This window comes from Streptomyces sp. NPDC111628, from assembly GCF_055635195.1.
In genome coordinates this window covers 292,287-316,686 of record NZ_JBVKBZ010000003.1, presented here as the reverse complement: position 1 = coordinate 316,686, position 24,400 = coordinate 292,287, and the positions used below count along the sequence as shown (strand labels likewise).

General features: G+C 73.2%; 29 protein-coding genes. 13 read left to right on the top strand and 16 right to left on the bottom strand.

Translation table 11 applies throughout. The annotated features are described in order from the left end of the window. Nucleotides 1–24: 24 nt before the first annotated feature. Nucleotides 25–1,014: an NAD(P)-dependent alcohol dehydrogenase gene (locus ACZ7MF_RS16370; RefSeq protein WP_471477482.1), complete on the bottom strand. Its 990-nt coding sequence runs from the start codon at nt 1,012–1,014 to the stop codon at nt 25–27. A 127-nt stretch (nt 1,015–1,141) separates the two neighbouring features. Beyond that, nucleotides 1,142–1,756, bottom strand: a complete 615-nt coding sequence (locus ACZ7MF_RS16365; protein ID WP_361001733.1) for a dihydrofolate reductase family protein — start codon at nt 1,754–1,756, stop codon at nt 1,142–1,144. A 118-nt stretch (nt 1,757–1,874) separates the two neighbouring features. Between ACZ7MF_RS16365 and ACZ7MF_RS16360 the strand changes: the two genes are divergently transcribed. Together ACZ7MF_RS16360 and ACZ7MF_RS16355 are read left to right on the top strand one after the other, a co-directional pair. Beyond that, nucleotides 1,875–2,621 carry a DUF1838 family protein gene (locus ACZ7MF_RS16360; protein WP_471477481.1) on the top strand — a complete coding sequence of 249 codons (747 nt, stop codon included), beginning with the start codon at nt 1,875–1,877 and terminating at the stop codon, nt 2,619–2,621. Nucleotides 2,622–2,682: 61 nt separating this feature from the next. Beyond that, nucleotides 2,683–3,276, top strand: coding sequence for a DUF998 domain-containing protein (locus tag ACZ7MF_RS16355; protein WP_471477480.1), 594 nt, complete (start codon nt 2,683–2,685; stop codon nt 3,274–3,276). Between the two features lie 20 nt (nt 3,277–3,296). Here the strand turns inward: ACZ7MF_RS16355 and ACZ7MF_RS16350 are convergent, their stop codons facing one another. Further along, nucleotides 3,297–3,659 carry a hypothetical protein gene (locus ACZ7MF_RS16350; RefSeq protein WP_471477479.1) on the bottom strand — a complete coding sequence of 121 codons (363 nt, stop codon included), beginning with the start codon at nt 3,657–3,659 and terminating at the stop codon, nt 3,297–3,299. 101 nt (nt 3,660–3,760) lie between these two features. Between ACZ7MF_RS16350 and sigJ the strand changes: the two genes are divergently transcribed. Together sigJ and ACZ7MF_RS16340 are read left to right on the top strand one after the other, a co-directional pair. Then, nucleotides 3,761–4,666 (top strand): RNA polymerase sigma factor SigJ, encoded by a 906-nt coding sequence (sigJ, locus tag ACZ7MF_RS16345; RefSeq protein WP_471477478.1) that lies wholly within the window; start codon nt 3,761–3,763, stop codon nt 4,664–4,666. 51 nt (nt 4,667–4,717) lie between these two features. Then, a complete protein-coding gene (locus tag ACZ7MF_RS16340) occupies nt 4,718–5,320 on the top strand; it encodes a GPP34 family phosphoprotein (RefSeq protein ID WP_471477477.1) in 603 nt (200 codons plus the stop codon). Between the two features lie 27 nt (nt 5,321–5,347). Here ACZ7MF_RS16340 and ACZ7MF_RS16335 read toward each other — a convergent pair whose 3' ends face one another. Beyond that, nucleotides 5,348–5,731, bottom strand: coding sequence for a hypothetical protein (locus tag ACZ7MF_RS16335; protein ID WP_003978453.1), 384 nt, complete (start codon nt 5,729–5,731; stop codon nt 5,348–5,350). Beyond that, nucleotides 5,731–5,970, bottom strand: coding sequence for a hypothetical protein (locus ACZ7MF_RS16330; protein WP_003978454.1), 240 nt, complete (start codon nt 5,968–5,970; stop codon nt 5,731–5,733). The genes ACZ7MF_RS16335 and ACZ7MF_RS16330 overlap by 1 nt, the downstream gene beginning before the upstream one ends. 150 nt (nt 5,971–6,120) lie before the next feature. On the opposite strand from ACZ7MF_RS16330, the gene ACZ7MF_RS16325 reads away from it, so the two are divergent. The 4 genes from ACZ7MF_RS16325 to ACZ7MF_RS16310 all read left to right on the top strand — a co-directional run bounded on the left by ACZ7MF_RS16325 (nt 6,121) and on the right by ACZ7MF_RS16310 (nt 9,656). Next, nucleotides 6,121–7,191, top strand: coding sequence for an NAD(+)/NADH kinase (locus tag ACZ7MF_RS16325; RefSeq protein ID WP_471477476.1), 1,071 nt, complete (start codon nt 6,121–6,123; stop codon nt 7,189–7,191). A gap of 136 nt (nt 7,192–7,327) precedes the next feature. Next, nucleotides 7,328–7,792: a spore-associated protein A gene (locus tag ACZ7MF_RS16320; protein ID WP_471477475.1), complete on the top strand. Its 465-nt coding sequence runs from the start codon at nt 7,328–7,330 to the stop codon at nt 7,790–7,792. Nucleotides 7,793–7,953: 161 nt separating this feature from the next. Then, the gene (locus tag ACZ7MF_RS16315) at nt 7,954–8,904 is read left to right on the top strand and encodes an alpha/beta hydrolase (RefSeq protein WP_471477474.1); all 951 of its coding nucleotides are present in this window, start codon (nt 7,954–7,956) and stop codon (nt 8,902–8,904) included. A 32-nt stretch (nt 8,905–8,936) separates the two neighbouring features. Next, on the top strand, nt 8,937–9,656 hold the full coding sequence (locus ACZ7MF_RS16310) for an alpha/beta fold hydrolase (protein WP_471477473.1): 720 nt from the start codon (nt 8,937–8,939) through the stop codon (nt 9,654–9,656). A gap of 66 nt (nt 9,657–9,722) precedes the next feature. Here ACZ7MF_RS16310 and ACZ7MF_RS16305 read toward each other — a convergent pair whose 3' ends face one another. The 3 genes from ACZ7MF_RS16305 to ACZ7MF_RS16295 are packed head-to-tail and all read right to left on the bottom strand — an operon-like array spanning nt 9,723 to nt 12,191. Further along, nucleotides 9,723–10,469 (bottom strand): class I SAM-dependent DNA methyltransferase, encoded by a 747-nt coding sequence (locus ACZ7MF_RS16305; protein ID WP_471477472.1) that lies wholly within the window; start codon nt 10,467–10,469, stop codon nt 9,723–9,725. A 42-nt stretch (nt 10,470–10,511) separates the two neighbouring features. Further along, a complete protein-coding gene (locus ACZ7MF_RS16300) occupies nt 10,512–11,516 on the bottom strand; it encodes a MerR family transcriptional regulator (RefSeq protein ID WP_471477471.1) in 1,005 nt (334 codons plus the stop codon). Nucleotides 11,517–11,519: 3 nt separating this feature from the next. Beyond that, complete coding sequence (locus tag ACZ7MF_RS16295; RefSeq protein WP_471477470.1) at nt 11,520–12,191, bottom strand: HEAT repeat domain-containing protein; 672 nt, start codon at nt 12,189–12,191, stop codon at nt 11,520–11,522. A 98-nt stretch (nt 12,192–12,289) separates the two neighbouring features. Here ACZ7MF_RS16295 and ACZ7MF_RS16290 point away from each other — a divergent pair, with 98 nt between their 5' ends. Then, the gene (locus ACZ7MF_RS16290; RefSeq protein WP_471477469.1) at nt 12,290–13,108 is read left to right on the top strand and encodes an SAM-dependent methyltransferase; all 819 of its coding nucleotides are present in this window, start codon (nt 12,290–12,292) and stop codon (nt 13,106–13,108) included. 32 nt (nt 13,109–13,140) lie between these two features. Here ACZ7MF_RS16290 and ACZ7MF_RS16285 read toward each other — a convergent pair whose 3' ends face one another. Continuing rightward, the gene (locus tag ACZ7MF_RS16285; RefSeq protein WP_471477468.1) at nt 13,141–13,833 is read right to left on the bottom strand and encodes a haloacid dehalogenase type II; all 693 of its coding nucleotides are present in this window, start codon (nt 13,831–13,833) and stop codon (nt 13,141–13,143) included. Nucleotides 13,834–13,946: 113 nt separating this feature from the next. Here ACZ7MF_RS16285 and ACZ7MF_RS16280 point away from each other — a divergent pair, with 113 nt between their 5' ends. The 4 genes from ACZ7MF_RS16280 (at nt 13,947) to ACZ7MF_RS16265 (ending at nt 16,703) form a co-directional block, all read left to right on the top strand. After that, nucleotides 13,947–14,495, top strand: a complete 549-nt coding sequence (locus ACZ7MF_RS16280) for a CGNR zinc finger domain-containing protein (protein WP_471477467.1) — start codon at nt 13,947–13,949, stop codon at nt 14,493–14,495. Further along, on the top strand, nt 14,492–15,358 hold the full coding sequence (locus ACZ7MF_RS16275) for a sigma-70 family RNA polymerase sigma factor (RefSeq protein ID WP_471477466.1): 867 nt from the start codon (nt 14,492–14,494) through the stop codon (nt 15,356–15,358). Before ACZ7MF_RS16280 ends, ACZ7MF_RS16275 begins: the two co-directional genes overlap by 4 nt. A gap of 35 nt (nt 15,359–15,393) precedes the next feature. Then, complete coding sequence (locus ACZ7MF_RS16270; protein ID WP_471477465.1) at nt 15,394–15,750, top strand: DoxX family protein; 357 nt, start codon at nt 15,394–15,396, stop codon at nt 15,748–15,750. A 206-nt stretch (nt 15,751–15,956) separates the two neighbouring features. Further along, entirely contained in the window at nt 15,957–16,703 is a 747-nt protein-coding gene (locus ACZ7MF_RS16265; protein WP_471478844.1) for a phosphatase PAP2 family protein, read from the top strand. 48 nt (nt 16,704–16,751) lie between these two features. Here ACZ7MF_RS16265 and ACZ7MF_RS16260 read toward each other — a convergent pair whose 3' ends face one another. Genes ACZ7MF_RS16260 through ACZ7MF_RS16230 form a run of 7 tightly spaced genes read right to left on the bottom strand, consistent with a single transcriptional unit; the run spans nt 16,752 to nt 24,397 of the window. Further along, nucleotides 16,752–18,077: a glutamate-1-semialdehyde 2,1-aminomutase gene (locus ACZ7MF_RS16260; RefSeq protein WP_471477464.1), complete on the bottom strand. Its 1,326-nt coding sequence runs from the start codon at nt 18,075–18,077 to the stop codon at nt 16,752–16,754. A 7-nt stretch (nt 18,078–18,084) separates the two neighbouring features. Continuing rightward, on the bottom strand, nt 18,085–18,636 hold the full coding sequence (locus ACZ7MF_RS16255; protein WP_471477463.1) for a dTDP-4-dehydrorhamnose 3,5-epimerase family protein: 552 nt from the start codon (nt 18,634–18,636) through the stop codon (nt 18,085–18,087). Further along, nucleotides 18,633–19,865 (bottom strand): polysaccharide pyruvyl transferase family protein, encoded by a 1,233-nt coding sequence (locus tag ACZ7MF_RS16250; RefSeq protein WP_471477462.1) that lies wholly within the window; start codon nt 19,863–19,865, stop codon nt 18,633–18,635. The genes ACZ7MF_RS16255 and ACZ7MF_RS16250 overlap by 4 nt, the downstream gene beginning before the upstream one ends. After that, nucleotides 19,862–20,809 carry a glycosyltransferase family 2 protein gene (locus ACZ7MF_RS16245; RefSeq protein WP_471477461.1) on the bottom strand — a complete coding sequence of 316 codons (948 nt, stop codon included), beginning with the start codon at nt 20,807–20,809 and terminating at the stop codon, nt 19,862–19,864. The genes ACZ7MF_RS16250 and ACZ7MF_RS16245 overlap by 4 nt, the downstream gene beginning before the upstream one ends. After that, nucleotides 20,806–22,095 carry a hypothetical protein gene (locus ACZ7MF_RS16240; protein ID WP_471477460.1) on the bottom strand — a complete coding sequence of 430 codons (1,290 nt, stop codon included), beginning with the start codon at nt 22,093–22,095 and terminating at the stop codon, nt 20,806–20,808. The genes ACZ7MF_RS16245 and ACZ7MF_RS16240 overlap by 4 nt, the downstream gene beginning before the upstream one ends. A 5-nt stretch (nt 22,096–22,100) precedes the next feature. Then, the gene (locus ACZ7MF_RS16235; RefSeq protein WP_356858166.1) at nt 22,101–23,375 is read right to left on the bottom strand and encodes a DUF4910 domain-containing protein; all 1,275 of its coding nucleotides are present in this window, start codon (nt 23,373–23,375) and stop codon (nt 22,101–22,103) included. Beyond that, on the bottom strand, nt 23,372–24,397 hold the full coding sequence (locus ACZ7MF_RS16230; RefSeq protein ID WP_471477459.1) for an NAD-dependent epimerase/dehydratase family protein: 1,026 nt from the start codon (nt 24,395–24,397) through the stop codon (nt 23,372–23,374). The genes ACZ7MF_RS16235 and ACZ7MF_RS16230 overlap by 4 nt, the downstream gene beginning before the upstream one ends. Nucleotides 24,398–24,400 lie beyond the last annotated feature (3 nt).

Sequence of the window (24,400 nt, the reverse complement as noted above, 5' to 3'; positions counted from 1 at the left end):
TACGGCGACTCGGCCCGTGGGCGCTCACACCACGGTGACGACGGTCTTGCCGCGCGCGTGGCCCTCCTCGACGTGCCGCACCGCCTGCGCGGTGTCGGCCAGGGCGAAGGTCCGGCCGACCAGGGGGGTGAGCTGTCCGGCGTCGACGAGCGCGGTGACGGCGAGCAGGTCCTCGTGGACTGGCCCGTCCGGGGTCGCCGGGAGGATCGGACGCAGCCTCTGCCGTGTGCCGGCGTTGGCCGCCGCCAGTTTCAGCATGGCGCCGATCGCCCCGAACACCCGGCCGGGGGAGCCGCCGCCGTTGGCCACCAGGACGCCCGCCGGGGCGAGCGCCCGGCGCAGGCGGCCCAGCGGGTGGTTGCCCACGTTGTCCAGGACGACGTCGTAGCGCTCGCGTCCGTCGGTGAAGTCCTCCCGGGCGTAGTCCAGGACGTGGGCGGCCCCCAGGGAACGCACCAGGTCGGTGTTGGTGGCGCTGCACACGCCGGTGACCTCCGCGTCCAGGACCGCCGCGATCTGCACCGCGAAGGTACCCACTCCGCCGCCCGCTCCGTTGACCAGTACCCGCTGCCCGGACCGCACGCGACCGACGGTCCGGATGCCGCGCAGGGCGGTCACCGCTGCCATCGGCAGTGCCGCGGCCTGCGCGAAGGCCATGCCCTCGGGCACGGGCACCAGCATCGGTGCGGTGCTGCACGCGTACTCGGCGAAGGCTCCCGGGCAGAACCCCAGGACCCGGTCGCCGGGGCCGAGCCCCCGCACGTCGGCGCCGACGCTCTCCACCACCCCCGCCGCGTCGATGCCGGCCACCCGGCGCTTCGGCCGGGTCAGCCCCATGCCGCCCAGCATCCGCGCCGCGTACGGGTCGCCGCGCAGCATGTGCCAGTCGTAGGGGTTCACCGCGGCGGCGTGCACGCGCACCAGTACCTGGCCGGCACCGGCGCCAGGCCGGTCGACGTCCCGCAGCCGCAGGCTGTCCGGGGGACCGAACCGCTCCTGGACCACTGCCTTCATCGCCCTGCCACCATCCCCTCGGGGACCCCCGGCACCGATCGCGGGTCGCGCGGTGAGGGCACCGTAGGGGCAGGGCCCGTCCCCGTCAACAGGCCCTCCTCCGGGGGCGCGTTCGTTCCGGAACGCGTCACAGGAGTTCGTAGAGCAGGTGTGTGGCGTTCGGCGTGGGGTTGGCGCTCCGCCGAACGAGGGTGTGCGGTGTTCCGCCGGTGAACAGCGGCGTTCCGGAGCCCAGTACGACGGGAGCCAGGTGCAGGGACAGCACCTCGACCAGCCCGGCGTCGAGCGCGGAGCCGATGAGGGCCCCGCCGCCCATCAGGACGACGTCCAGGTCCCGGCCGCGGTCCGCCGAGGCCGCCTCGGCACGCTCGCGCGCCGCGGTGACGGCGTCGGGCAGACCGGTCGTGACGAACGTCCAGTCGAGGTTGGTGAGCCGGACCGACTCCGGTGGCGAGGCCGTCACGACGACGAACGGCGGTCTGCCGACCTCCGCGGCGCCGTAGCCGACGGTGTCGTCCCAGCCGCCCGGTCCGTCCACCAGGTCGAAGAGCCGGCGGCCGAGGACGACGGCGCCCGACCGGGCGGTCGTCTCGCGCACGATCCGGCGCTCCTCGGGATCGTCGGAGAACGCCCAGGTGTGCAGGGCCTCGCCGCCGGTGCCCAGACCGTTGCCCGGGCCGGGATCGGGCCCGGTGACACAGCCGTCGAGGGAGATCGAGATGTCCGCGATGATGCGAGTCATACAGGGGGGACCCGATCCGCCGCCCGAATTCATCGCTGCTCGCGACTTCCGGCCGATTCCGGGGCGGGTCGCCCCGATTCCCGGCCGGCGGGGGCGGCGGTCGCGCAGAGTACGTCCCATGACGACACCCGCGCAGTCGCTCCGCTCCCTCGCCCGCACCCGGGCCTCCCTCGACGGCGAAGAGGTCACGTACTGGTGGTCCGGAAGTGTGTTCGCCTGGGCTCCCGACGAGCCCTACGCGCGCCTCTTCGGCTTCGAGGGGGTCAACGTCGCCCGCCTGGTCCGCGACGCCGAGGACGGTCCCGACGCCTACCGGCTGCTCACCCGCGAGGCCGCGTTCTACCTGGACCCCGCGACCGGCGAGATCCTGGAGACCTGGCGGGACCTGCCGGTGGTGCACATCTGGAACGACCCGGCGAACCAGAAGTGGCGCCCCTTCCCGGTCCCGACGACCGACCTCGGCGACCAGGTCTGCTTCAGCCTGGAGATCCCGCTCGCCTACCCCTCGCCCCTGCCGGCGGCCCAGTACCCCCTCCATTCGGCCGGTGACACGTACCGGGCCCTGGAGCTCTTCCAGTTCTTCGCCCACCGCGCGGACCTGGCCGGTGCCGCCCCCGGCGTCCCGGCGACCATGTCGTGGACCCGGATGTCCCCGTGGGTTCCGTGGATGGCCCCCGGTGGGCGGCCCGGCGGCCTCACCTACCACTGCCGGGGCCGCAAGCTCGGCTCGTACACCGAGGTGCCCGAGCGCACCCGTGCCTACATCGCCGACCATCACCCGCGGTTCGCGCGGGCCCCGGAGAAGTGGAGCGAGCCGAACGAGACCAGCTGGACGTACTTCCGCGCACTCAACCCGCCCGTATGAGGTCCAGCGGCACGGCGGTGCAGGCGGTGCGCCGCATGGTGGCCCGCTTTATGGTGGCCCGATGCGATTTGTTCCCAGGTGGGTCCTGCTCTCGTCGGGATGTGCACCCGTACTGCTGATCGCAGGCTGGACCGGCGCCGCGTACGCCGAAGGGGCTTCCTACGATCCCGTCACGCAGACCATCAGCGTCCTCGGGTCCTACGGAGCCGCCGGATTCTGGGTGATGACGGCGGCGTTCCTGGCCCTGGGCGTCTGCCACCTGCTGACCGCCTGGGGGCTGCGGGCCGCCGCCACCGCCGGACGCGTCGCGCTGGGCGGTGGCGGACTCGCCGCGCTGGTCCTGGTGGCGCTCCCCGCGCCGAGCAGCGGGGGCTCCCTGCGGCACGGCGCGGTGGTGGTGGTCGGGTTCACGCTCCTGGCGGTCTGGCCGGTGCTGGCCGTCGACGGAGGTCCGGCCGCTCCCTGGGCGCTGCGTCTCGCGCCCTCGATCGTCGTGACGACCCTGATGGCCGCCGGTGGAGTGTGGTTCCTGATCGAGATGCGGCGACACGGTGACGCCGGCGTCGCCGAACGCGTCGTGACGTCCCTCCAGTCGCTGTGGCCCTTCGTGGTGGCCGCCTCCTGCCTCCGCCACGCCCGGCGTTTCAGGGGGTGAACCCGGCAGCGTGAGAGTGCTCAACGCCGCGCCAGCGCCAGCACGCTCAGTCCGAACATCAGGACTCCCAGGGGCAGATGGACCGACGGAACGCGCGCGATGCCGAGCACGACCTGGACCGAGGCGAGGACGAGGAAGCCGCAGGCCTGCCAGACGGGCCGCAGCGGGCCGCCGCCCGGCTTCCACGCCAGCACCGCCGCGAGCACGTACAGCATCGACGCCCCGTACATCACCCGGGCTCCGGCGCTGTGCAGCGTCTCCCCGTAGGACGCGGTCAGCAGCAGTCCGGCGGAGACCGCCTGCAGGAAGATGGTCAGTGTCTGCAGGGCGATCGCGATCTGCAGGAACGAGAGTCGGCGCTGCGCCGTCGCCTGGGTTGCCATGCCGCGGTCCCCATTTCCGCCCCGGGGGGCAGTGGATCGGTAAGGTCTCACCAGCACGACGACGCGGGCCGGTGAAAGGTAAGGCGAGGGGGCGCTCGGGCATGGGGACGGCTGGGGCGAGTACCGACGCGACGGTCGGTGAACGGCGTCAACTGATCAATGTCGCCTACCGGTTGCTCGGTTCGCTGGCCGAGGCCGAGGACGCCGTGCAGGAGGCCTACGCACGCTGGTACGCGCTGCCCCGGAGCCGGCAGGACGAGATCGTGTCCCCGGGTGCCTGGCTGACGACCGTGACCGGCCGCGTCTGCCTGGACGCGCTCGGCTCGGCGCGGGCCCGGCGCGAACGCTACGTCGGCGCGTGGCTGCCGGATCCGCTCCCCGCCCACGCCGAGCGGGGCCACGGTCACGGTGCCGACCCCGCCGATCCCGCCGATCAGATGGTCCTGGACGAGTCGGTGACCATGGCCTTCCTCGTCGTCCTGGAGTCGATGACCCCGGCCGAGCGGGTCGCCTTCGTCCTCCACGACGTCTTCCGCTACCCCTTCGCCGACATCGCCGGCGTCCTCGGCCGGACGCCCGCGGCCTGCAAGCAGCTCGCGGCCTCGGCCCGGCGCCGGGTGCGCGGCGCGCGGGCTCCGCAGACGACGGCCGCGGTGCGGGCCGACGTGGTGCGGCAGGTCAAGGAGGCGTGGCAGACCAAGGACATCGCGGCCCTCGTCGACCTCCTCGACCCGGCCGCGGTCATGACCGCCGACGGCGGCGGCATGGTCGGTACCGCACTGCGCCCGATCGAGGGCGGTGCCCGCATCGCCCAGTACATGGCCGCCATCGCCGACAAGGCCCCGGGGCTCGAACTCCTGGAGCGCTCGGTCAACGGGGTACCGGGCCTGGTGGCCCGGCGCGACGGCGCCGTCATGACCGTCGCGGCCTTCGACGTCGCCGACGGCCGCGTCACCCGCATCTGGGCGGTCCGCAACCCCGAGAAGCTGGGGCCGTGGGTAGGCTGAACGGATCGCGGCCGGTGTGTCGCAGCAGATCTGACAGATGTGGAGATCCGCATGACCACGGCGCACGACCTGACGATCGTCTCTCTCGAGGTCCCCTCCGACTATCCGGTCGAGCGCGGCGACCTGTCGCTGGCCCTGGCCGGAGCGGAACTGATCGACCTGATGGAGGCGGGGACGGTCGCGCTGGACGGTGTCCTGCTGCGGCCGGTGTCGCAGGCCGGGTCCGGTGACCGGCTCCTCGACGCGGCGGCGTCCCTGCTCGGCGCGGACCCGGCCGAGTCCGTGACGGACTGGCTGTGGCGCCGGGGCGACGGCCTGGCGGCGCAGTACCTCGCGGCCGCGGGAGCGGACGAGGGCGGCCGAAAGCGCCCGCGACGGATCGCGCGCGGCGGTGCCGACCGTCCGGCCCCGGCCGATCCGTCGGCCCGTCGGCGCGCCACCGACCGCTGGTCCGGTGCAGACCCCGTGCTGACGGGTCTCGCGGCCGCGGTGGGCGTCCGGCACGAGTCGGCCGACCAGGTGGCGGATCCCGAGGACGACGGGGTCGCCACGGTGCTCGCCGCGGTGAACGACGCCGTGGTGGAACTGGCCGCGATCCGGCAGCGCCGCAGCATCGAGGATGCGGCGTTCGACAACATCTGGCGCGGGATGTGACGGCTTCGGCCGCCGGGGACCCGGCGGTCAGATGCGCCAGGAACGGAGCACGTCGGCGATGTCGTAGATGCTCAGCCGGGTCTCGCGGACCTTTCTGATCAGGTCGGACAGGGCCCCGTAGGGCGGGTCGATCCCCTCCCCGGACTGGTCCATGTACTGACCGGTGACGAAGGCCGCGAAGAGGCTGTTGCGGTGGGGGAGCGGTTCGAGCCGCACCACCGTGTGCAGGAGCGCGGCGGCGCGCCAGGCGCTGTCGGGGTTGGACGCGGCCAGGGTCGGCATCCGGGTCTTGTGGCGGGCCACCGCCGCGACCAGGGCCGAGTAGTCCGTGACCGACACGTCCTCGTTGTCCAGAGCGGCGTCCTGAACGTCAAGGAGCCAGGGGACATCGATGTACAGGGGCTCGCTCATCAGGCGGCAGTGACTCCCTCGCCGCGCTGGGACGGGGGGATCTCGTCGGGGAAGGCCTCGTCGAACTCGGCGCGCAGCCGGTCCGCCCACGAGACCGCTCCGGCGACGAACCGCTTGCGCTGCATCTCGCGGACACCGAGGTCGTGCATGTACTGCTTGAGGCTCTTGCCCTCGGCTGCGGCGGCAGCGCGGACGCCTTCCATCTCTTCCTCGGTGAAGGTCACGTTCAGTGATGGCATACCCGGCATGGTACCTACTCGGTACCTGATGCGCGACTCGCCGGACGGGAGAGGGTGCCCCGGCATGTCGCGGCCCGCCCCGCCACGAGGGTCGGCGAGGATTCCGTCGATCGCGGTTCCAGGAACACGCCCCGGTGGCAGGAGGCAGTGGTGACGATCGAGCGGGTCGGACTCGTGGTCCACGGAGGTCGCGAGGGCGCCGCCGAAGCGGCACGGGAAGTCCGGGAGTGGTGCGACGAGAACGCCGTCGCCTGCACGGACATCGACGTGTGGAGCGATGCGGGGCGGCACAGCGCCCGGGAGGAGGTGGACGCGGCCGGCGACCCGGACCTCGTGGTGACCCTGGGCGGTGACGGCACCTTCCTGCGCGGCGCACGGCTGGCGGCGGAGAACGACGCCCTGATCCTGGGCGTGGATCTGGGACGAGTGGGGTTCCTGACCGAGGTGCCCGCACCGGCGGTGCGCTCCGCCCTCGACGCCGTCCGGGACGGCGGGCTGGAGCCGGAGAGCCGCATGCTGCTCACTCTGCGTGCCTCCCGGCTCCTGGAGATCCCCTCGGAGATGGAGGCGCTCCTGCGGTACGGGCGCGGCCCCCTGCTGCCGCCCCCGAGGGTGCGGACCGACTGCGAGAGCGGCGACGAGTGGGGCATCGCCCTGAACGTCACGGCCCTCAACGACGTCGTGCTCGAGAAGCTGTCGAGGGACCGGCAGATCTCCGTCGGCGTCTACATCGCGGGCCGGCTGCTCGCCTCGTACTCCGCCGACGCGCTGCTCGTCGCGACCCCTACGGGATCCACCGCCTACAGCTTCGCCGCGGGCGGCCCGGTCGTGTCGCCCCGCGCCGAAGCGCTCGTCTTCACCGCGGTGGCCCCGCACATGACGTTCGACCGCTCCGTGGTCACCGCACCGGACGAGCCCGTCGGGCTGCGGATCCTCGAACGGTCGGGCCGGGCCGCCGTGAGCATCGACGGGCAGTTGCGAGGCGTACTCGATCCCGGTGACTGGCTCGGCGTCTACGCCGCTCCCCGCCGGCTGCGGGCGGTGCGGCTGGGGCCCATGGACTTCTACGGCCGCCTGCGCGACCGCATGCGGCTCACCGACGCCCCGGCCGCGGTCGCCGACGGCACGCCCGCCCCGCTGTGGCCGGTGAGCACGCCACCCCCCGGAGACCTCGCCCATCTGGCGCTGCCGGTGCCGGGCACCGAGGGGGCCCTGCGGTGATCTTCTCCGCGAACAGTCGTAAACATCTGCCAACGGCGTACAACCCCCGAAGGGGTGCAAAGGTCTCAACTGGTGGCTTCAGCAACACCAAAGGGAGGCCAGTCGATTCACGGATCGAGGTGCCATGAAGCGTTCCATGCAAGCCGTAGGGGCGACGTTGACCGCAGTCGGGGCCATCGGGGCGGGGCTGTTGGTGACGGCCCCCGCCGCCGGCGCGGCGACCGCGGGCGCGACCGCGTCGTACAACGGGGTCTGCGGCTCCGGCTACAAGGTGGTGAACTCCATGCCGATCGGCTCCACCGGCACGGTGTACCTCACCTACAACTCGGCCACGGGCAAGAACTGCACGGTGACCATCCGCAACACGACGGGCTCGCCGACGTACATGGTGGCCTACGTGCGCAACATCGAAAGCGGCGCGGAGCAGTACGACGAGGGTGACTACCGGTCGTACGCCGGGCCGGTGTACGTCGCCGCGCGCGGCGCCTGCGTCGAGTGGGGCGGCGTCATCGACAACCTGCAGGCCTGGAACTACGGCTCCAACTGCGGAGCCCTCGCGGCCAAGGCCCCGCAGAAGGACTGGTTCGCCGGCGAACGCTGACGCGGCGCCGGACCGGCCGGGGGCTCCACCGTACGGCGGAGCCCCCTTTCGCCCGATCGGGAGGGAACATCGGCTTCCTCCCGAAACGCGTCACACATCGGCTCGCGGCTCGGTCTCATGGGTGAAAGGTCCCCGCACCCCACCACCCCAAGGAGCATGTCGTGAGCGACATCGTCCTCGAACCCGCCGCGCAGGAATTCGCCGACGCGACCGCCAAGCCGCCGCTGCTCTACGAACTCGGCGTCGACGGCGCCCGCAGGCTGCTCGACGACGTACAGGCGCAGCCCGTCGAGAAGCCCGAGGTGGACGAGGAGTGGACCACCGTCCCGGCCCGCGTCGGCGACGTACGGGTACGCATCATCAGGCCCGCCGGCCGCACCGGCACCCTGCCCGTGATCCTCTACGTGCACGGCGGCGGCTGGATCCTCGGCAACGCCGGCACCCACGACCGCCTGGTGCGCGAACTGGCCGTGGGCGCCGAGGCGGCCCTGGTCTTCGTCGAGTACGACCGCTCCCCGGAGGCGAAGTACCCCGTAGCGGTCGAGCAGGCCTACGCCACCGCCCGGTGGATCACCGCACAGGGCGCCGGAAAGGGCCTCGACGCCTCCCGCATGGTGGTCGCCGGCGACTCGGTCGGCGGCAACATGAGCGCCGCGCTCACCCACCTGGCCAAGCAGCGGGGCGACGTGACCTTCCTGCACCAGTCGCTGTACTACCCCGTCACCGACGCGGCCCAGGACACCGAGAGCTACCGGACCTTCGCCGACGGACCGCACCTGACGGCCAAGGCCATGGAGTGGTTCTGGGACGCCTACACCACCGACCCCGCCGAGCGCGCCGAGATCACCGTCTCGCCCCTGCGCGCGACCGAGGAGCAACTCCGGGGCCTGCCGCCGGCGTTCGTCGTCGTCGACGAGAACGACGTGCTGCGCGACGAGGGCGAGGCCTACGCGCGCAAGCTGGTCCGGGCCGGCGTGCCGACCACGAGCGTGCGCTACAACGCCGTCCTGCACGACTTCATGATGCTGAACCCGGTACGTGGCACCCAGGCGGCCGGCGCGGCCGTGGAACAGGCCGTCCACGTACTGCGCAAGGCGCTGGGAACCGACTGAGCCCACGGATCCGGACCGGAAAGGCAGATCAGATGACAACGCGGAAGCCCACCATTGTCCTCGTCCACGGCGCGTTCGCGGACTCCTCCAGCTGGAACGGCGTCGTCGACAGGCTCCGGAGCCACGGCTACCCGGTGGTGGCGGCGAGCAACCCGCTGCGCGGGCTGGCCGGCGACGCCGCGTACGTGAGGCAGCTCGTCGCCTCCATCGACGGCCCGGTGGTCCTCGCCGGCCACTCCTACGGCGGCGCGGTCATCAGCAACGCCGCGAAGGGGCTGGACCACGTCAAGGCACTTGTCTTCGTCGCGGCCTTCCTGCCCGACGCGGGCGAGAGCGCGCTCGCGCTCGCGGGCAAGTTCCCCGGCAGCACGCTCGGCGAGGCGCTGCGCCCGGTGCCGGTCACCCTGCCGGACGGCAGCCAGGTCGCGGACCTCTACATCGAGCAGGGCAAGTTCCACCAGCAGTTCGCCGCCGACGCCCCCGAGGAGACCACGGCGGTCATGGCCGCGACCCAACGGCCCGTGACCGATGCGGCGTTGGCGGAGGGTGCCGCCGCCCCCGCCTGGGCGGACATCCCGTCCTGGGTGCTCGTGGCCACCGAGGACCGGAACATCCCGCCGCAGGCGCAGACCTTCATGGCCGAACGCGCGAGGGCCACGGTCGTGAGCATCCCCGCCTCCCACGCGGTCAGCGTCTCGCGCCCCGCCGACGTCGCCCGCCTGATCAACGAGGCGGCCCAGGCGACCGCCTGAGCAGAGGCGGTCCCCACCGAGCACCGCCGGGCGGCCGGCCCAAGGACGATCGGCCGCCCGGCGGCCTCAGACCGGCTTGCGCCATACGGAGATGTGCTTCGCCGAGTCCCCGGTGAACACGGACCCGTCCCAGTCCGCGACGCGTCGCTCCAGCTCGAGCCCGGCGATCCGGGCCATCAGGTCGAGCTCCGCCGGCCAGGCGTACCGGTGCCGGGAGTCGTCCCGGCGGTAGGAGCCGTCGCCGGGGTCGCGCGTGAAGTGGTTGGAGACGAGGATCTGCTCGACCAGGTCGAAGGTGTCGAAGCCGAGATGCCGCTCGGAGACGTCGAACGGCACCGCGACCTGCCCGGGCGGCAGGTACCGCAGGGGTGGCACGCCCAGCTCGATGACGAAGCGCCCGCCGGGGCCCAGATGGCGCGCCGCGTTGCGGAAGCACTCGACCTGCTCGTCCTGCGTGAGCAGGTTGGTGATGGTGTTGTACACGAGATAGACCAGGGTGAACTCGCCGGGCACCACGGTCGTGGCCATGTCCCCGAGGGTCACCGGCAGCGACTCCTCGTCGGCCTTGCGCCGCAGGACCGTTGCCATGTGTTCGGAAAGCTCGATGCCCGCCACCGGCACGCCGCGTTCGCGCAGCGGGACGCCCACGCGTCCGGTCCCGATGGCGAACTCCAGTGCCCGGCCGTCCCCGGCGAGCTCGGCGAGGAAGTCGAGGGTCGGTCCGAGAACGGCGGCGGAGCCCATCCCCGTCTCCGCCTCCTCGGCGTCGTAGCGGTCGGCGGTCTCACGGGTCCACAGTTCGCTGCTCGTCACGGGCGGCCATGTTGCCCGGCGCGAGGCGCACTGTCGAAGCATTTACGGTTCCTCGCGCAGCCGCAGCAGATAGGTCGCGGTGAGCGCGACGGCGCGGTCCTCGTCCCCGGACAGCTCGGCCAGGACACTGGACGCCCGCGGGCCCGGAATGCCCGCAAGCGCCTGCGTCAGCCGGCCGCGCGCGGCCGCGTCGGTGCTGTCGTCGGCGAGACGGCCGACGAGCCCGGCGGCGATCCGGTCCGCCGTCGCGGTGTCGCCCGCCAGCACGCTCAGCGCGTCGGCCGCGTCGGTGTCGTTCCGTCCCGCCACGATCATGTCGATGAGCGTCGGCACCGCCTCGCCCACCCCGCGCGACCCGAGCGCCAGTGCCGCGTACCCGCGGACCACGGCGTCCGGGCCGGTGAGGGCGTGCCGCAGATGCGCGGTGGCCTCGGCGCCGGACAGTTCGGCCAGCGCCCGCACGGCACGCGCCCGCACCTCGGCCACCGGTGAGTCCAGGCCCCGGGCCAGCAGTGCCGCGGCGTCGCCGCCCGATCGCGCCAGCGCCCAGCGAAGGGCTCCGGCGACATTGGTGTCCGTCTCGCTCAGCGCCGCGTCGACGAGGGCCTCCACCGGCACCGAGGCATCCTGGACCGAGGAGAGGGCCGCGCGCTGGCGTGCGTCCGCGCTCTTCGAGCCCAGTGCCTGGAGGAGCGCGACGGCCTGGAGGACGTCCTCCCAGCCGGCCGGGCCCGCCGCGTCGATCCGGCGCAGCCGGGTGAGCAACTCCCTCTCCGCCGCGATCCGTTCACGCGTGCGGTGGATGAGGTCGGCCACGAGTGCCGCGGGCGCGAACCCGGGTTCGTCCAGCGCGCGCCCGATCTCGCGCAGCGACAGGCCCAGCGACCGCAGGCTCTCGATGTGGAAGATCCGCCGGATGTCCGCACGGGAGTACTCCCGGTAGCCGGATCCCGTGCGGCCCGAGGGCCGTACCAGGCCGAGCGACTCGTAGTGCCTGAGCATGCGGGCACTGACCCCGGACCGTCGCGCCACCTCACCGATCAACACGTTCTATCGTCCCTCGTGACCGGACCCGCCGAGGGCCACGACGCGCTTCGCCTCCTCGATCGCCGCCTCGAACCCGGAGTCCGGGTCGCGCAGCAGCCGCCGCGTGGCCAGGGCGTGCGCACGCACGTGCGGGGCAGGGGCGGTCGTCGCGGCCTCCAGAACCGCCGCGGCCAACTCGCCCAGCGCGACCAGCGCCCGGCTGAGACTCAGCTGCGTCTCCCGGTCACCGCGCCCCAACTGCGTGGCCAGCGCCCCGGCCAGGGCTTCCTCCTCGCCCTCGGGGACGAGGACGACCGCGGCCCGCCAGGCGCTGCGCGCCACCTCGTCGTCGGCGTCGGACAGCACCGCCCCGCTGACCACCGGCCAGGCCTGCCGGTCCCCGATCTTGGACAGCGTGTGCAGCGCCTGGCTGCGTGCCTGCGGGAGCTCCGAGCCCACCTCACGGACCAGCGGGGGAAGCGTCACGGCCACCGGATGACGGGTGAGCGCCCAGGTCAGCATGTCGCGGACGAAGAACTCCGGCTCGACCGCGGACCGCTCGACGAGCCCGTCCACGAAGCGCGGGTCCGGTGCCGTACCGACCGCGAGGGCCGCCCGCAGTCGCACGGACGCACGGGGGTCGGCCAGGCTCTCGAACGCTCGCTGGGCATCCGTGCCCTGTCTCGTCATGGTCATCGGGACCACCTCCTTGGCAGCCAGTGAAGACCTTGTCACGGTGTCAAGGTCAAAGAAGTGGTGGTCGGGGTGGCCTCGCGCGGGAGAGGATGGATGCCATGACGGGAGAGAGTTCCTCCATCGACAGCACCAGGCCGAGCATCGCCCGGGTCTACGACTACCTGCTCGGCGGCAAGGACAACTACGCGGCGGACCGCGAGATCGGCGACGTGTTCAAACGCGACCTCCCGGGTTCGGTGGCGATCGCCTTCGCCAACCGCGCGGCGCTGACGCGGGCGGTGGAGGAGATCGTGACGAGGACCGGGGTGCGCCAGTTCATCGACCTCGGCAGCGGTCTGCCCACTGCCGACAACGTGCACCAGGTGGCGCAGCGGCGGGCACCGGACACCCGGGTGGTGTACGTCGACACCGACCCCCAGGTCCTCGTCCACGGGCGGGCGCTGCTGGAGGAGAACGACCGGACCCGGTTCGTACCCGTCGACGTGCGCGACCCCGAGGGGATCCGCAGCCACCCGGACACCCGGGAGCTGATCGACTTCGACCGCCCCGTCGCCGTCATGTTCAGCGCCATCCTCCACCACGTCAACGACGACGAGGACCCCGCCGCGATCGTCCGCTACTGGCGCGGCCAAGTGCCGTCCGGGAGCCTCTTCTTCGTCAGCCACTTCCGCTCCGGGAACAACCCGGAGACGGCGGAGGCCGAGAAGGTCCTCCAGGGGACGTTCGGCCGCGGCAGGTGGCGGACGGACGCGGAGATCGAGGCCCTGCTGGACGGACTGGAGATCCTGGAACCGGGAATAGTACCGGCGTCCCTGTGGCGTCCCGAGGCGAGCGCCGGTACGCACGACGACGGCGGTGAACGGGACTTGACCGTCTGGGAGCGCCTCATCGCCGCCGGGATGGCCCGCAGGCCGTAGGGCCGGACCACCCGCTTCCCACGGTCACGTGCTCAAAGGCGGAGCGCGTCGGCCAGTTCGTCCAGTGCCCCGAAGTGTCCGTCGAAGTCGTCGGAGCCCGTCGGCGGATCCCCGCCGGGGCGGTGGACGTACGCGGTCCGCATGCCTCCCGCCCGGGCGCCGCGGAGGTCCCAGGCGTGGGCGGCCACCATGAGAACCCGGTCCGCCGGGCACCCCGCGGTGTCGACGGCGAGCCGGTAGACCTCCGGCGCCGGCTTGTAGGCCCGGACACTCTCGCCCGACAGGGCCCCGTGCCAGCGCAGCCCGGCGTGCGCGGCGATCCGCGGCACAGCGGTGTGACTGGCGTTGGAGAGCCCCAGCACCACGAGGCGCCGCGCCAGCCGCTCCAGTCCGGCGGCGGAGTCGCTCCAGGGGAGCAGGCGCCGACCCGACCCGGCCAGCCGGTCGACGGCCGCCGGATCGCCGACTCCCGCACGGTCGGCCACCAGCCGAGCGGCCTCCGCGTCGATGGTCCCGCTGTCGGCGTACGGGCGCTGCCCCCGGACGATGCGCCGCTGCTCCCGCTCCACGTGCCCCTGCCACAGGGCGAGCATCTCGTCGACGGACGCGTCGTCGGCCGCGGGCACCGCCTCCCGGATCCCCGCGCGAAGCCCGCCGGGCTCGTCGACCAGTGTGCCGAGGACGTCGAAGACGACGACCTCGATACCGCGGATCCCACCAGCCATGCCCGCCCTCACCCTCACTCGTGCTCCCTGCGCTCTCTCGCTTCTGAGTCACCACCTCAACAGGTGACGGAATCCACCTTGCCGACCGCGTCGTCACCGGTCAAGATGGTGACGTGGACTTCGCCTTCGTGAGTGGCAACCCGGCCCTCGACCTGGCCGGCACCGTGCTGTCCCGCCGGGACGAACCGGTCGACCTGCTGGCCGTGCCCGCGGATCTCGAGCGGTGGGTGGCCGCCTGCGACGACCTTCCCGACCGCGTCACCGCCACCCCTTCGGCCTTCGACGCGGCACTGAACCTGCGGGAAGCCGTCTACCGTCTCGCGCTCGACCGCGTGCTCGACCGCCGTTTCGACACCCCCAGCCTCGAGGTCGTCAACGACGCGGCCGCGGGGCCGCTGCCCACCGTCAGACTCGGCGACGCGGGGGCGCGCATGTCCGGGGACCTCCCCGCCGTACTGACCCACCTGGCCAGGAGTGGTATCGCCGTGCTCGCCGACCCCGGCGCCCGCCTCAAGGAATGCGGCCGCACCGACTGCACCCGCCTCTATCTCGATCGTTCGCGCGGCGCCCGGCGTGCCTGGTGCGGGATGGAGGAGTGCGGCAACCGCGTCAAGGCCGCGGCCTACAGAGCCCGCAGACGCACGTCGGGGGAGCGTGCGTGAGCGGGCCGGAGTCGATCACCTGGCACTTCGAGCATCACAGGCCCTACCTCAGGGCGGTGGCGTACCGGATGCTCGGCTCCCTGGGCGGGGCCGAGGACGCGCTGCAGGACGCGTGGCTGCGGATCCGCGACGTGGACCCCGCCACGATCGACACCATGCGGGCGTGGCTGACCACGGTCGTGGGCCGGGTCTGCCTCAACGCGCTGCGCTCCGCACGGGCACGACGCGAACAGCCCGCGGACTTCCACGTGCCCGACCCGGTCGTGGTGCTCCCCGGCGACGACGACCCCGAACAGCGTGCCCTGGAGGCCGACTCGGTGGGGCTGGCGATGCTCGTCGTACTCGACACGCTCGGTCCCGCGGAGCGTTTCGCGTTCGTCCTGCACGACGTGTTCGGCGTGCCCTTCGCCCAGCTCGCCGACGCCCTCGACCGTTCCGAGGCCGCCGTCCAGCAGCTCGCCGGCCGGGCGCGGCGCAGGGTGGCCGGGTGCGCCGAGCCGGACCGCGACCTCCCCCGTCAGCGGGAGGCCGTCGACGCGTTCTTCGCGGCGGCCCACCGCGGAGACTTCGAGGCCCTGGTCGCCGTCCTCGCTCCCGACGCCGAGCTCCGGATCGACGGCGGCGCGCTGCGCGCGGACGCTTCCCGGGCCCTGCGCGGGGCTCGCGGCGTGGCCGAGCACACGGCCACCTACTCCGCACTCCGGCCGCACGTGAGGCCTGCGCTCGTCAACGGCGCCGCGGGCGCCGTCGTGGTCCCCCGGGGACGGCTCTTTGCCGTGATGGGCTTCACCGTGGTGGACGGCAGGATCGCCCGGGTCGACGCCCTCGTCGACCCGGCCCGCCTCGCCCGCCTGCGGCGGTGATGTCAGTTCTGCCGCCCGAGCGGTGTCGTAGGGGTATGGATGCCTTCTACCTCGCGATCACGATCGTGGCGGCGCTGATGAACGGCTGGGCCGCCGCCCTGAACTTCACCGGCGCGGAATCCGTCATGGCCGTCGCCGACCGCGTCCGCGTGCGGCGGGAGTGGATGATCCCGCTCGGCACGCTGCTGGGGCTCGGTGCGGCCGGTCTCGTGGCGGGCCTCGCGGTGCCGGTGCTCGGTACGGCCGCGGCCGCGGGCCTCACGCTGTACTTCGTCGGCGCCGTCTGCGCACACATCAGGGCCGGGGACCCCGGTGTGGGCGGCGCGGTCCTCTTCCTCCTCGTGGCCGCCGGTGTGCTGGCCGCGGGCCTCGTCCACCACGGGCCGTGGTGAGCGGGGCGGGGAGCGCCGGGACAGCTCCGAACGATTCACGGCACCCTTTGCGCAATGGCGCGAATCGGCTGTTATCCGGCCCGCGGGAGCGACTACGGTGGCTTCGACCCGGGGCTGATCGGCGCGACCGCCGGAGAGCCGGGCGAGGCGGGGGAGTGGACGAGGACGTGGGACAGTACCGCAGGCCGCCCCGGGGCGGCGGGCGGGTGACCGGCCGGCCGGGGCCCGCGGTGCTGCCGTCGACGCTGCGCCTGTGGTCCGGGCTGATCGCCTGCATCGCCGCGCTGGGAGTCCTCGTCCTCGGCGTCGCGTACGCCGACGAGAGCGAGCCGCGAGAGTCGGACGCGCGGATCTTCGCGGCCGTGGACGGGGTGGGGCCGCCGTGGCGGCACGTCGCCGTGGTCACGGACTTCCTGGGGGAGCCCGTGGGGGCGGTGCTGCTGGTCACGGCCGTCGTGACCGGCTGCCTGCTGCTCCGGCACCCCCGCGCGGCGGTGTTCGTCGTGACCGGCGCCGGGCTGACCGTGGGGACGACGACGCTGCTCAAACCCGTGGTGGGGCGCACCATCCACGGCGACAACCTGTCCTACCCGAGCGGGCACACCGCCTTCCTCACCGCCATCGCCCTCATGGTGTCGCTGCTCGCGGCCGGCCGCCTCCGTCTCGGCGGGGCGGCCGGCACGGCCTTCGTGTTCGCGGCGGGGCTGGTGGCCGGCGCGACCATGGGCTGGGCACAGGTCGCCCTGGGCTCCCACTACGCGACCGACACCCTCGGCGGCTGGTGCACCGCGCTGGCGGTGCTCCCGGTGACCGCGTGGCTGGTCGACCGGACGGCCGACCGGGTGACCGGCCGGTGGGCCGGCCTCCCGGCCCACCCGCCGGACGAGTGGACGACCGACCGGCCCTCCGACCGGCGGACCGAGCGGAGGGCCGACGCCGGCCGGCAGCAGTAGCGCTGACAGCGCGTCAGGTCGCCTCGCCCCTCCACCGTCCGCCCGGCCTCACGCCTGGCGGCGGAACACCGGCTTCACCGGCCGCCCGGCCATCCAGGGCGTGGGATCGGCGGCGTCCAGCGCCTTGCGGTACACCGCACACGCCTCGGCCACCACGTCCACGGTGTGGTCGAGGTCGGCGTCGCCGAGCGCGCTGCTCACCACGAAGGACGGGGCCAGCACCCCGCCCGCGAGGAGTTGGCGCAGGAACAGGGTGCGGTACCGCTGCGACGGCTGCCCGTCCTCGTCGAGGGTGGCGAAGACCAGGTTGCTGGCCCGGCCCCGGACGACCACGTGGTCGCCGACGCCCATGCTCGCCGCGGCCGCCCGGACCCCCGCGGCCAGCCGGTCACCCAGAGCGTGCAGCCGCGCGGTCACGCCCTCCTCGACGTAGGTGCTCTGTACGGCCATCGCGGCGGCCAGCGCGTGCGTCTCCGCCCCGTGGGTGGTGGACAGCAGGAAGACCCGGTCGCCGGGGTGCCGCAGTCCGCCGAGCTCCATCAGCTCCCGGCGCCCGGCCAGCGCGGCGACGGCGAACCCATTGCCCAGCGCCTTGCCGAACGTGGAGAGGTCGGGGACGACGCCGTACAGGCCCTGGGCGCCCGCCTCCGACCACCGGAACCCGGTGATCATCTCGTCGAAGACCAGGACGCACCCGTGCCGGTCGGCCAGCTCGCGCAGGCCGGCGAGGTAGCCGGGCGGCGGCTCGGTGTGGGTGGCGGGCTCCAGGATCAGACAGGCGACCTCGCCCTCGTGCCGGGCGAGCAGTTCCTCCGTGGCGGCCAGGTCGCCGTAGGGGAACGCCACGGTCAGCTCGTTGGTCGCCGCCGGAATCCCGGCGGACATCGGCGTGGCGCCGATGAACCAGTCGTCGACCGAGAAGAACGGATGGTCGGCGCAGACGGCCACCCGGGGCCGTCCAGTGGCGGCGCGGGCCAGGCGCACCGCCGCCGTGGTGGCGTCGGAGCCGTTCTTCGCGAACTTCACCATCTCCGCGGTCGGCACCGTGGCCAGGAAGCGTTCCGCGGCCTCGACCTCCACGATGGACGGCCGGACGAAGTTGCTGCCCCGGTCGAGCTCCCGTCGTACGGCCTCCGTCACGCGGGGGTGGGCGTGACCGAGGCTGACCGACCGCAGGCCGGAGCCGTACTCGACGTAGCGGTTGCCGTCGACGTCCCACACGTGGGCACCCCGGCCGTGGCTGATCACCGGGGCCAGGTTCTGCGGGTACTGGTCGTCGCCCTTGGCGTAGGTGTGCGCGCCGCCGGGGACCATGGCGTGCAACCGCTCGTTGGCCTGCCGCGACCGGGGCAGGGCGAGTTCTTCGGCGTTCACTTCGGACTCATCGCTCCCTGTGCTTGAGGACCTCGGCGAGACTCGGCGCCTCCCGGTCCCGGGCGGACACCGAGGTGACCGGCAGCGGCCAGTCGATGGCGAGGTCCGGGTCGTCGAAGGCGATCGTCACGTCCTCGGCCGGGTCGTGCGGGCGGTCGATCCGGTACGAGACGTCGGAGGTCTCCGTCAGCGACTGGAAGCCGTGCGCGCACCCCGCCGGGATGTACAGGGTCGTCTGCGTCTCGCCGGACAGCTCGAAGTACGCCCGGCCCAGGTAGGTCGGCGAGTCCGGCCGCAGGTCCACGACGACGTCGAAGATCCGCCCGTTCGAGCACCGCACCAGCTTGGCCTCACCGGCGCCGGCGCGCAGGTGCAGGCCGCGCAGCACGCCCCGGACCGAGCGCGACACGCTGTCCTGGACGAAGGCGGCCGGGTCGAGACCCACCGAGCGGACGACGTCGGCGTCGAAGGTGCGGCAGAAGAAGCCGCGTGCGTCCGCGTGCGGCGTGGGCCGGAACAGGTATGCGCCGGAGATCTCCGGCACTTCGGTCGCCTTCATGGTGCCTCCCGCAGGGCGTGGGCGTGGTCGGTCGCAGGGAACAGCGCCGTGGTCAGCGCGGCGAACTGGTCCTCGACGCGCCGGGCGACGACCAGGTTCCGCTCGACGAGGGTCCGCCGCACCGTGGCCGACCGCCGTTCCAGGTCGCGGAACTGTTCGAGCAGCCGGTCGGCGTCGGCCTCGCGGGCCGGATGGCAGTAGGCACCCATCCCCATCTCGGCCATCAGCGCGTCGCTCTTGCCCGAGTAGCTGAGAGCGAGGGTCGGGGTGCCGACCTTCAGCGCGCAGACCAGGTTGTGGTAGCGGGTCGCCACCACGGTGTCGGCACAGGCCGTCTCCTTCATCAGGTCGGCCAGCGAGGCCGCCTCGGCGACGGTGACCAGCGGCGAGCCCACCGCGTCGACGATCGCGGCGGCCACCGGCCGGTCGAGCTCGTCGCCGGTGAGCAGCCGGACCGGCCTGCCCTCCTCGACCAGCGCACGGACGAACCGTGTCGCCCCGTCGAGGTAGCGCCGGTGGATCTCCTCGGCCACGTCCCGCTCGTCGTTGCTGCCGTGGAAGTCCATCACGCCGACGCAGACCGGACCCCGCGTCTCCGCGGACTCGCTCGCGGACGGCCCCGGCAGGGCGAACACGAGGTCCGCGTAGACCTCGTCCCGCGCGGTGTCGACGCCCATCGCCCGCATCGCCTCGCGCGACTGGGTGTCCCGGTACGACCGGTACGCGGCCAGCCGCGTCGACCAGCGCGTCAGGACCCGGGTCGACCGGTTGCCGATCGGACCGGCGCCGACGCTGACCAGCGCGACCCGGGCGCCGGACAACCGGCCCGTCAGGCACAGCAGGAACAGCGAGTACGGGAAACCCCAGGGCCGGAGCGGCAGCGTGGTCTCCAGGACTCCCGTCCCCGGCACGATCACCGCGTCGTGCCTGCGCACCCAGGCGGCGGTGCGCCAGACGTCGACGAGTTTGCCCAGGGCCTTGGCCGCGATCGCGCCGGCACGCGACGCGGTCCGGTACTCCCCGCGGTACCAGTTCAGCCGCGTCGCCGGAACCCCGTACCGGGTCGCGACGACCTCGGGTCCGCCGCACATCGCGTCCACGACCGCGTCGGGATGCGCGGCCCGCAGGTGGTCGAGCACCGCCTCGAGCGATCCGTCGTTGCCGCTGTTCCCGGCACCGAACAGACCGAACACGCCGATGCGTAAAGGCTTTTCGCGCATGGAGGTCATGCCTGCCTTCCCTCGCGCCCGGCGACCAGGTCGTCGACGGAGACGGTGAGCCGGTCCGGGTCCACGGGGGCACGGTCCTCGACCCGCTCGCCGGCGCCCGGCCGGACGCGGCTGGTCAGCCACGCGGCCAGATGGCGGTGGCAGGCACGCCGGTCGGCCGAGGACAGCGGCGCCCGCCCGATCGCCGAGGCGAAGCCCCAGACGTACTCGGCGAGCAGCCGGGGGGTCGGGTGCAGCGGGCCCGCCCGGCGCGGGTCCAGGTTGACGCACCGGGAGCGTTTGGAGGGGTTCGCCCGCTCGGCGCGGGTGGGGTGGTCGCGGCGGAAGTACAGCAGCTCCGGCACCTGGTGGAAGGGTCCGTGCAGGGTGATCTCGGCGACGAACGTGCGGTCCGCGTGGTGGTAGCTGTCGTGCGGCTTCACCCGGCGCAGCATCGCGGACCGCATCACTCCGTAGAAGTCGTCGCCGCCGGGCTCGAAGAGCAGGCTGCGGAAGCGCTCCGGAGCGCGCGGGGAGTCGGTGGCGAGCCCGTACTCGTAGGGGACCTTCACCCTGCCGTCGCCGTCGATGACCGCCTGGCCGCTGTGCGCGAGGACCAGCTCCGGCCGCTCGTCCAGCGCCGCCACGCAGCTGCGCAGCAGGTCCCGGGCGTAGAGGTCGTCGTGCGAGGCCCACTTGAACAGCTCGCCGCGGCACTCGGTGAACACGTAGTTGTGGTTCGGCGCGGCGCCGATGTTGCGGGGCAGCCGGATGTACCGGATGCGCGCGTCCTGCGCGGTGTACCGGCGGCAGATGTCCTGGGTGCCGTCGGTCGACGCGTTGTCGGAGATCACCAGTTCGAAGTCCTCGTAGGTCTGCCCCAGGAGGGCGTCCAGCGACTCGGCCAGATACTCCTCGCCGTTGTAGACGGGAAGGCCGATGCTCAGCCGGGGGTGGGGGGTCATGTGGTCCTCACTTCGGGAATGGGATGGTGGTCGCGCTCGCGCAGGGCGGCCCGCAGTTGCAGCCACCACACGACCGAACCGCAGACGGACGCGGCGGCGGCGCCCCAGGCCGAACCGACCGTGCCGCCCGCGACCGCACCGCCGAGCCCGCCCGCGACGTAGCAGGCGGAGGCGAACAACTGGCAGCGCAGACTGCGCCGGGCCGCGGCCAGCGCGCGCAGTCCGGCCGCCGCGCCGGTGCCCAGCCCGGCGCCCGCGACGCTGAGGGTGACCGGCACGATGAGCTCCGAGGCACCGCTCCAGACGTCACCGAGAACCAGCTCGCCGAGCCGGTCCGGCACCAGCAGCAGGGCCGCGCCCCACAGCAGCGCGGCGACGGTCTGCCCGGCGCCCAGCAGGAAGCAGAACTTCCCGAGCCGCCGCGGGGCCCGCCTGAGCACCCGTGCCGCCTCCGCCACGGTGACCAGCGACAGCCCCATCAGCACGGCGAGGAACGGGCCGAGCAGCAGTTCGGCGCCCCGGACCACACCCACGGCGCCGACCCCGACGATCGCGCCGAGCCCGTAGGCCCGTATCTGGCCGGCGCCGCTGACGCCGACGTTCTCGACCAGGTACCGGTAGCCGAGGTCGCGGTGGTCGCGATGCCACTCGCGTGCCCCGGCCGGCCTCGGCCTGATGCCGGACTGGAACCAGCCGTACGCCCCGGCCACCGCGGCGGATCCGCCCCAGGCGAGGAGGAAGGCGGGCACGCTGCCCACGTGGGCCGCCATCACCATGGCCGGGACGAGCGCGAGGGCCCACACGACGTCGTTGACGAACGCCTTGCGGCCGACGCCGGCGGCGAAGAACGAGTACCGCCAGGCGTCCTGGAGTAGCAGCCCCGGCAGCACGACGCCGAGCGCGGCGAACGCGGCTCCCACCTGGCCGCCGATGGCCAGCCCGGCGACCAGGGACACCGTGCCGATCCCGGCGCCGACCAGCAGCGCGGCACCCGACGCCCGGGCCACCGCGCCGCGCCAGGACGACTCCGGCACGCCGCTGAAGCGCACCACCAGCGGGTCGGTGGCCAGCCCGCGGGAGACGTTGAGGACCACGCCGTAGGTCACCCAGGCCAGGCTGAACACACCGAACGCGGTCAGCCCCAGCGAGCGTGCCACGTAGATGCCCACCACGAAGTTGGACAGGCTGGAGGCCGCCTGGTCGGCCAGCCCCCAGGACAGCCTGCCGACGACGCCCCGCCGGGCGGGTTCCGCCGGTGTCGTCGTCTTCTCCCCTTCGACGGTCATCGGCGTCATGCCTTGACGAGTCCGGCGCCGTGCAGGGCGTCGGCCGCTTCGGCGACGGTCTCGAACGGCAGCCCGGACTTCTCGGCGACGTCGAGCAGGCTGTGCCCGCCGTCGGAGAGGTTGAGCACCCACAGCATGGCCATCTGGGCCTGCTTGGCGTCGCTGCGGCCGCCGAGCGAGTCGTACAGCCCGCGCCTTCCCAACTGCGGCTCCCCGTAAGGACTGAGGTTGACGTAGCGCCGGTTGCGGTCCAGGACGGAGAACGCCTCCCGGCAGACGGCGAGCGTGTCCGCCATCGCCGCCGGGGAGACGAAGTCCAGGTTGTCCGCGGACGTGTGGTACTCCGGATAACCCGCGTACGGGGTCCGGGTGAGCGAGCCCACGCCGAGGTCGAAGCCGGGCGAGCAGTACTGCCGCTCGTCGTAGCCGTAGGGCGTGAACTCGCTGACCCGGTGCGGTCGTCCGGAGGCGGTCAGCACATGCCGCAGCACCCGGTCGATCTCCGCGTCGCCACGCCGGCTCTGCTTGTACGTCACCTGCCCGGGGTCGCCCGCGCAGGCCAGCACCAGGCCGTGCTTGACCCGCTCCACCCGCTCCCGGTTGCGGGCCAGCCAGGTGATCGCCCCGATGGTGCCGGGCGCGAAGACGAACCGGTAGGTGTAGTACGGGTTCCGCTCCGCCAGCTCCCGGGCCAGGAACGTGGCCACCGCGATGCCGGCCAGGTTGTCGTTGGCCAGCGACGGGTGGCACGTGTGGCAGGAGACGAGCACCTCGTCGGGCACCTGGCCGGGTACCACGTGCTCGGCGTAGGTGAGGTGGCCGTCCGCCAGGGTGGAGTCGATGCGGACCTCGTAGTCGCCCTCCGGCATCGCGTCGAGGGTCTCCTGGGCCAGGCAGAAACCCCACTCGGGCCGGTAGTAGCTGGTGCGGTACGGCACCAGGGAGGGCTGGTCCGGCAGGGTGTGCAGGTGCGGACGCAGCTCGGCCAGCGGCATCGTCGCCGACACCGGCACGCTGTAGCCGAGCACATGGAGGCTGGACGCGGCGAAGTCGACGACCCGGCGGCCGGTGGCGTCGGCGACGTACGCGTCCCGGATGTTCCACTCCTGCGGCACCGTCCAGTCCAGCACCTGTGTCCCGGTCGGCACCTCGTGCATGTGCAGGGGGAGGTACTCGTCGACGATGCCCAGGGTCGCGCGCACACCGTCGCCCGTGATGCTCCGGCACAGCGGGTACAACCGCTCCACCAGGGCGTACATCTCCCCTCCGGCCTGGGTCATCGGCGCCACCGCAGGGTGTCGTCGACGGCGCCGGTCTCAGCGGCCGCGCGCAGCACGGCCAGGCGGGTGAAGCGCTGCTCGAAGTCCTCCCGGGTCAGCCCGTGCTTCCGGTAGGCCTCGGCGAGTTCGAGCGCGCCCTGCTTCACCGTCCACTCGCAGTCGAAGCCCGGGATCGCGGCACGGAAGCGGGAGAAGTCCACCCGGTAGGAGCGCGGATCGGCACCCGTCTCCCCGGTGATGACCACCTTCGAGCCGGACACCGCCGCGGCCACCTCCTCGGCGATCTCGGCGACCGTGACGTTGTTGACCTCGCTGCCGATGTTGAACGCCCGGTCGTGCACCGCCTCCCGGGGCGCCACCAGCGCGGCGGCGAAGGCCCGGGCGATGTCGGCGGCGTGCACCAGCGGGCGCCACGGGGTGCCGTCGGAGAGCACCAGCACCTCGCCGGACAGCAGCGCATGGCCCACCAGGTTGTTCAGCACGATGTCCGCGCGCAGCCGGGACGAGAAGCCGAAGGCGGTGGCGTTGCGCATGTACACCGGGCTGAAGTCGCCGTCGGACAGCGCGTGCAGGTCGTCCTCCACCCGCACCTTGGACTCCGCGTACGGCGTCACCGGACGCAGCGGAGCGTCCTCGCCCACCAGCTCGCCGCCGCCCGCGGCGCCGTAGACCGAGCAGGTGGACGCGTACAGGAAACGCTGCACCCCGGCGTCGCGGGCCAGCCGGGCCAGCCGCACCGACGCGTGGTGGTTGATGTCGTAGGTCAGCTCCGGCGCCAGCGAGCCCAGCGGGTCGTTGGAGAGCGCGGCCAGGTGGATCACCGCGTCCACCCCCGCCACGTGCTCGGCCGTGAGGTCGCGCAGGTCGACCCGCTGCCCCGGCGGGTCGTCGGGCGCCGGGCCCAGGACGCAGTCGGCGAACAGGCCGGCGTCGAGGCCGACGACCTCGTGTCCGGCGGCCGTGAGGACCGGGGCCATCACGGTGCCCAGGTAGCCCTGGTGTCCGGTGAGCAGTACGCGCAAGGT

Bases quoted from the DNA above. Each gene is read 5' to 3' on its own strand.
- sigJ (WP_471477478.1), top strand. From the start codon at position 3,761: ATGGGGACGGCTGGGGCGAGTACCGACGCGACGGTCGGTGAACGGCGT.
- ACZ7MF_RS16295 (WP_471477470.1), bottom strand. From the start codon at position 12,191: ATGACCATGACGAGACAGGGCACGGATGCCCAGCGAGCGTTCGAGAGC.
- ACZ7MF_RS16355 (WP_471477480.1), top strand. From the start codon at position 2,683: ATGCGATTTGTTCCCAGGTGGGTCCTGCTCTCGTCGGGATGTGCACCC.
- ACZ7MF_RS16350 (WP_471477479.1), bottom strand. From the start codon at position 3,659: ATGGCAACCCAGGCGACGGCGCAGCGCCGACTCTCGTTCCTGCAGATC.
- ACZ7MF_RS16330 (WP_003978454.1), bottom strand. From the start codon at position 5,970: ATGCCATCACTGAACGTGACCTTCACCGAGGAAGAGATGGAAGGCGTC.
- ACZ7MF_RS16235 (WP_356858166.1), bottom strand. From the start codon at position 23,375: ATGACCCAGGCCGGAGGGGAGATGTACGCCCTGGTGGAGCGGTTGTAC.
- ACZ7MF_RS16255 (WP_471477463.1), bottom strand. From the start codon at position 18,636: ATGAAGGCGACCGAAGTGCCGGAGATCTCCGGCGCATACCTGTTCCGG.
- ACZ7MF_RS16320 (WP_471477475.1), top strand. From the start codon at position 7,328: ATGCAAGCCGTAGGGGCGACGTTGACCGCAGTCGGGGCCATCGGGGCG.
- ACZ7MF_RS16240 (WP_471477460.1), bottom strand. From the start codon at position 22,095: ATGACCGTCGAAGGGGAGAAGACGACGACACCGGCGGAACCCGCCCGG.
- ACZ7MF_RS16285 (WP_471477468.1), bottom strand. From the start codon at position 13,833: ATGGCTGGTGGGATCCGCGGTATCGAGGTCGTCGTCTTCGACGTCCTC.
- ACZ7MF_RS16360 (WP_471477481.1), top strand. From the start codon at position 1,875: ATGACGACACCCGCGCAGTCGCTCCGCTCCCTCGCCCGCACCCGGGCC.
- ACZ7MF_RS16335 (WP_003978453.1), bottom strand. From the start codon at position 5,731: ATGAGCGAGCCCCTGTACATCGATGTCCCCTGGCTCCTTGACGTTCAG.
- ACZ7MF_RS16340 (WP_471477477.1), top strand. From the start codon at position 4,718: ATGACCACGGCGCACGACCTGACGATCGTCTCTCTCGAGGTCCCCTCC.
- ACZ7MF_RS16310 (WP_471477473.1), top strand. From the start codon at position 8,937: ATGACAACGCGGAAGCCCACCATTGTCCTCGTCCACGGCGCGTTCGCG.
- ACZ7MF_RS16270 (WP_471477465.1), top strand. From the start codon at position 15,394: ATGGATGCCTTCTACCTCGCGATCACGATCGTGGCGGCGCTGATGAAC.
- ACZ7MF_RS16370 (WP_471477482.1), bottom strand. From the start codon at position 1,014: ATGAAGGCAGTGGTCCAGGAGCGGTTCGGTCCCCCGGACAGCCTGCGG.
- ACZ7MF_RS16290 (WP_471477469.1), top strand. From the start codon at position 12,290: ATGACGGGAGAGAGTTCCTCCATCGACAGCACCAGGCCGAGCATCGCC.
- ACZ7MF_RS16245 (WP_471477461.1), bottom strand. From the start codon at position 20,809: ATGACCCCCCACCCCCGGCTGAGCATCGGCCTTCCCGTCTACAACGGC.
- ACZ7MF_RS16250 (WP_471477462.1), bottom strand. From the start codon at position 19,865: ATGACCTCCATGCGCGAAAAGCCTTTACGCATCGGCGTGTTCGGTCTG.
- ACZ7MF_RS16365 (WP_361001733.1), bottom strand. From the start codon at position 1,756: ATGACTCGCATCATCGCGGACATCTCGATCTCCCTCGACGGCTGTGTC.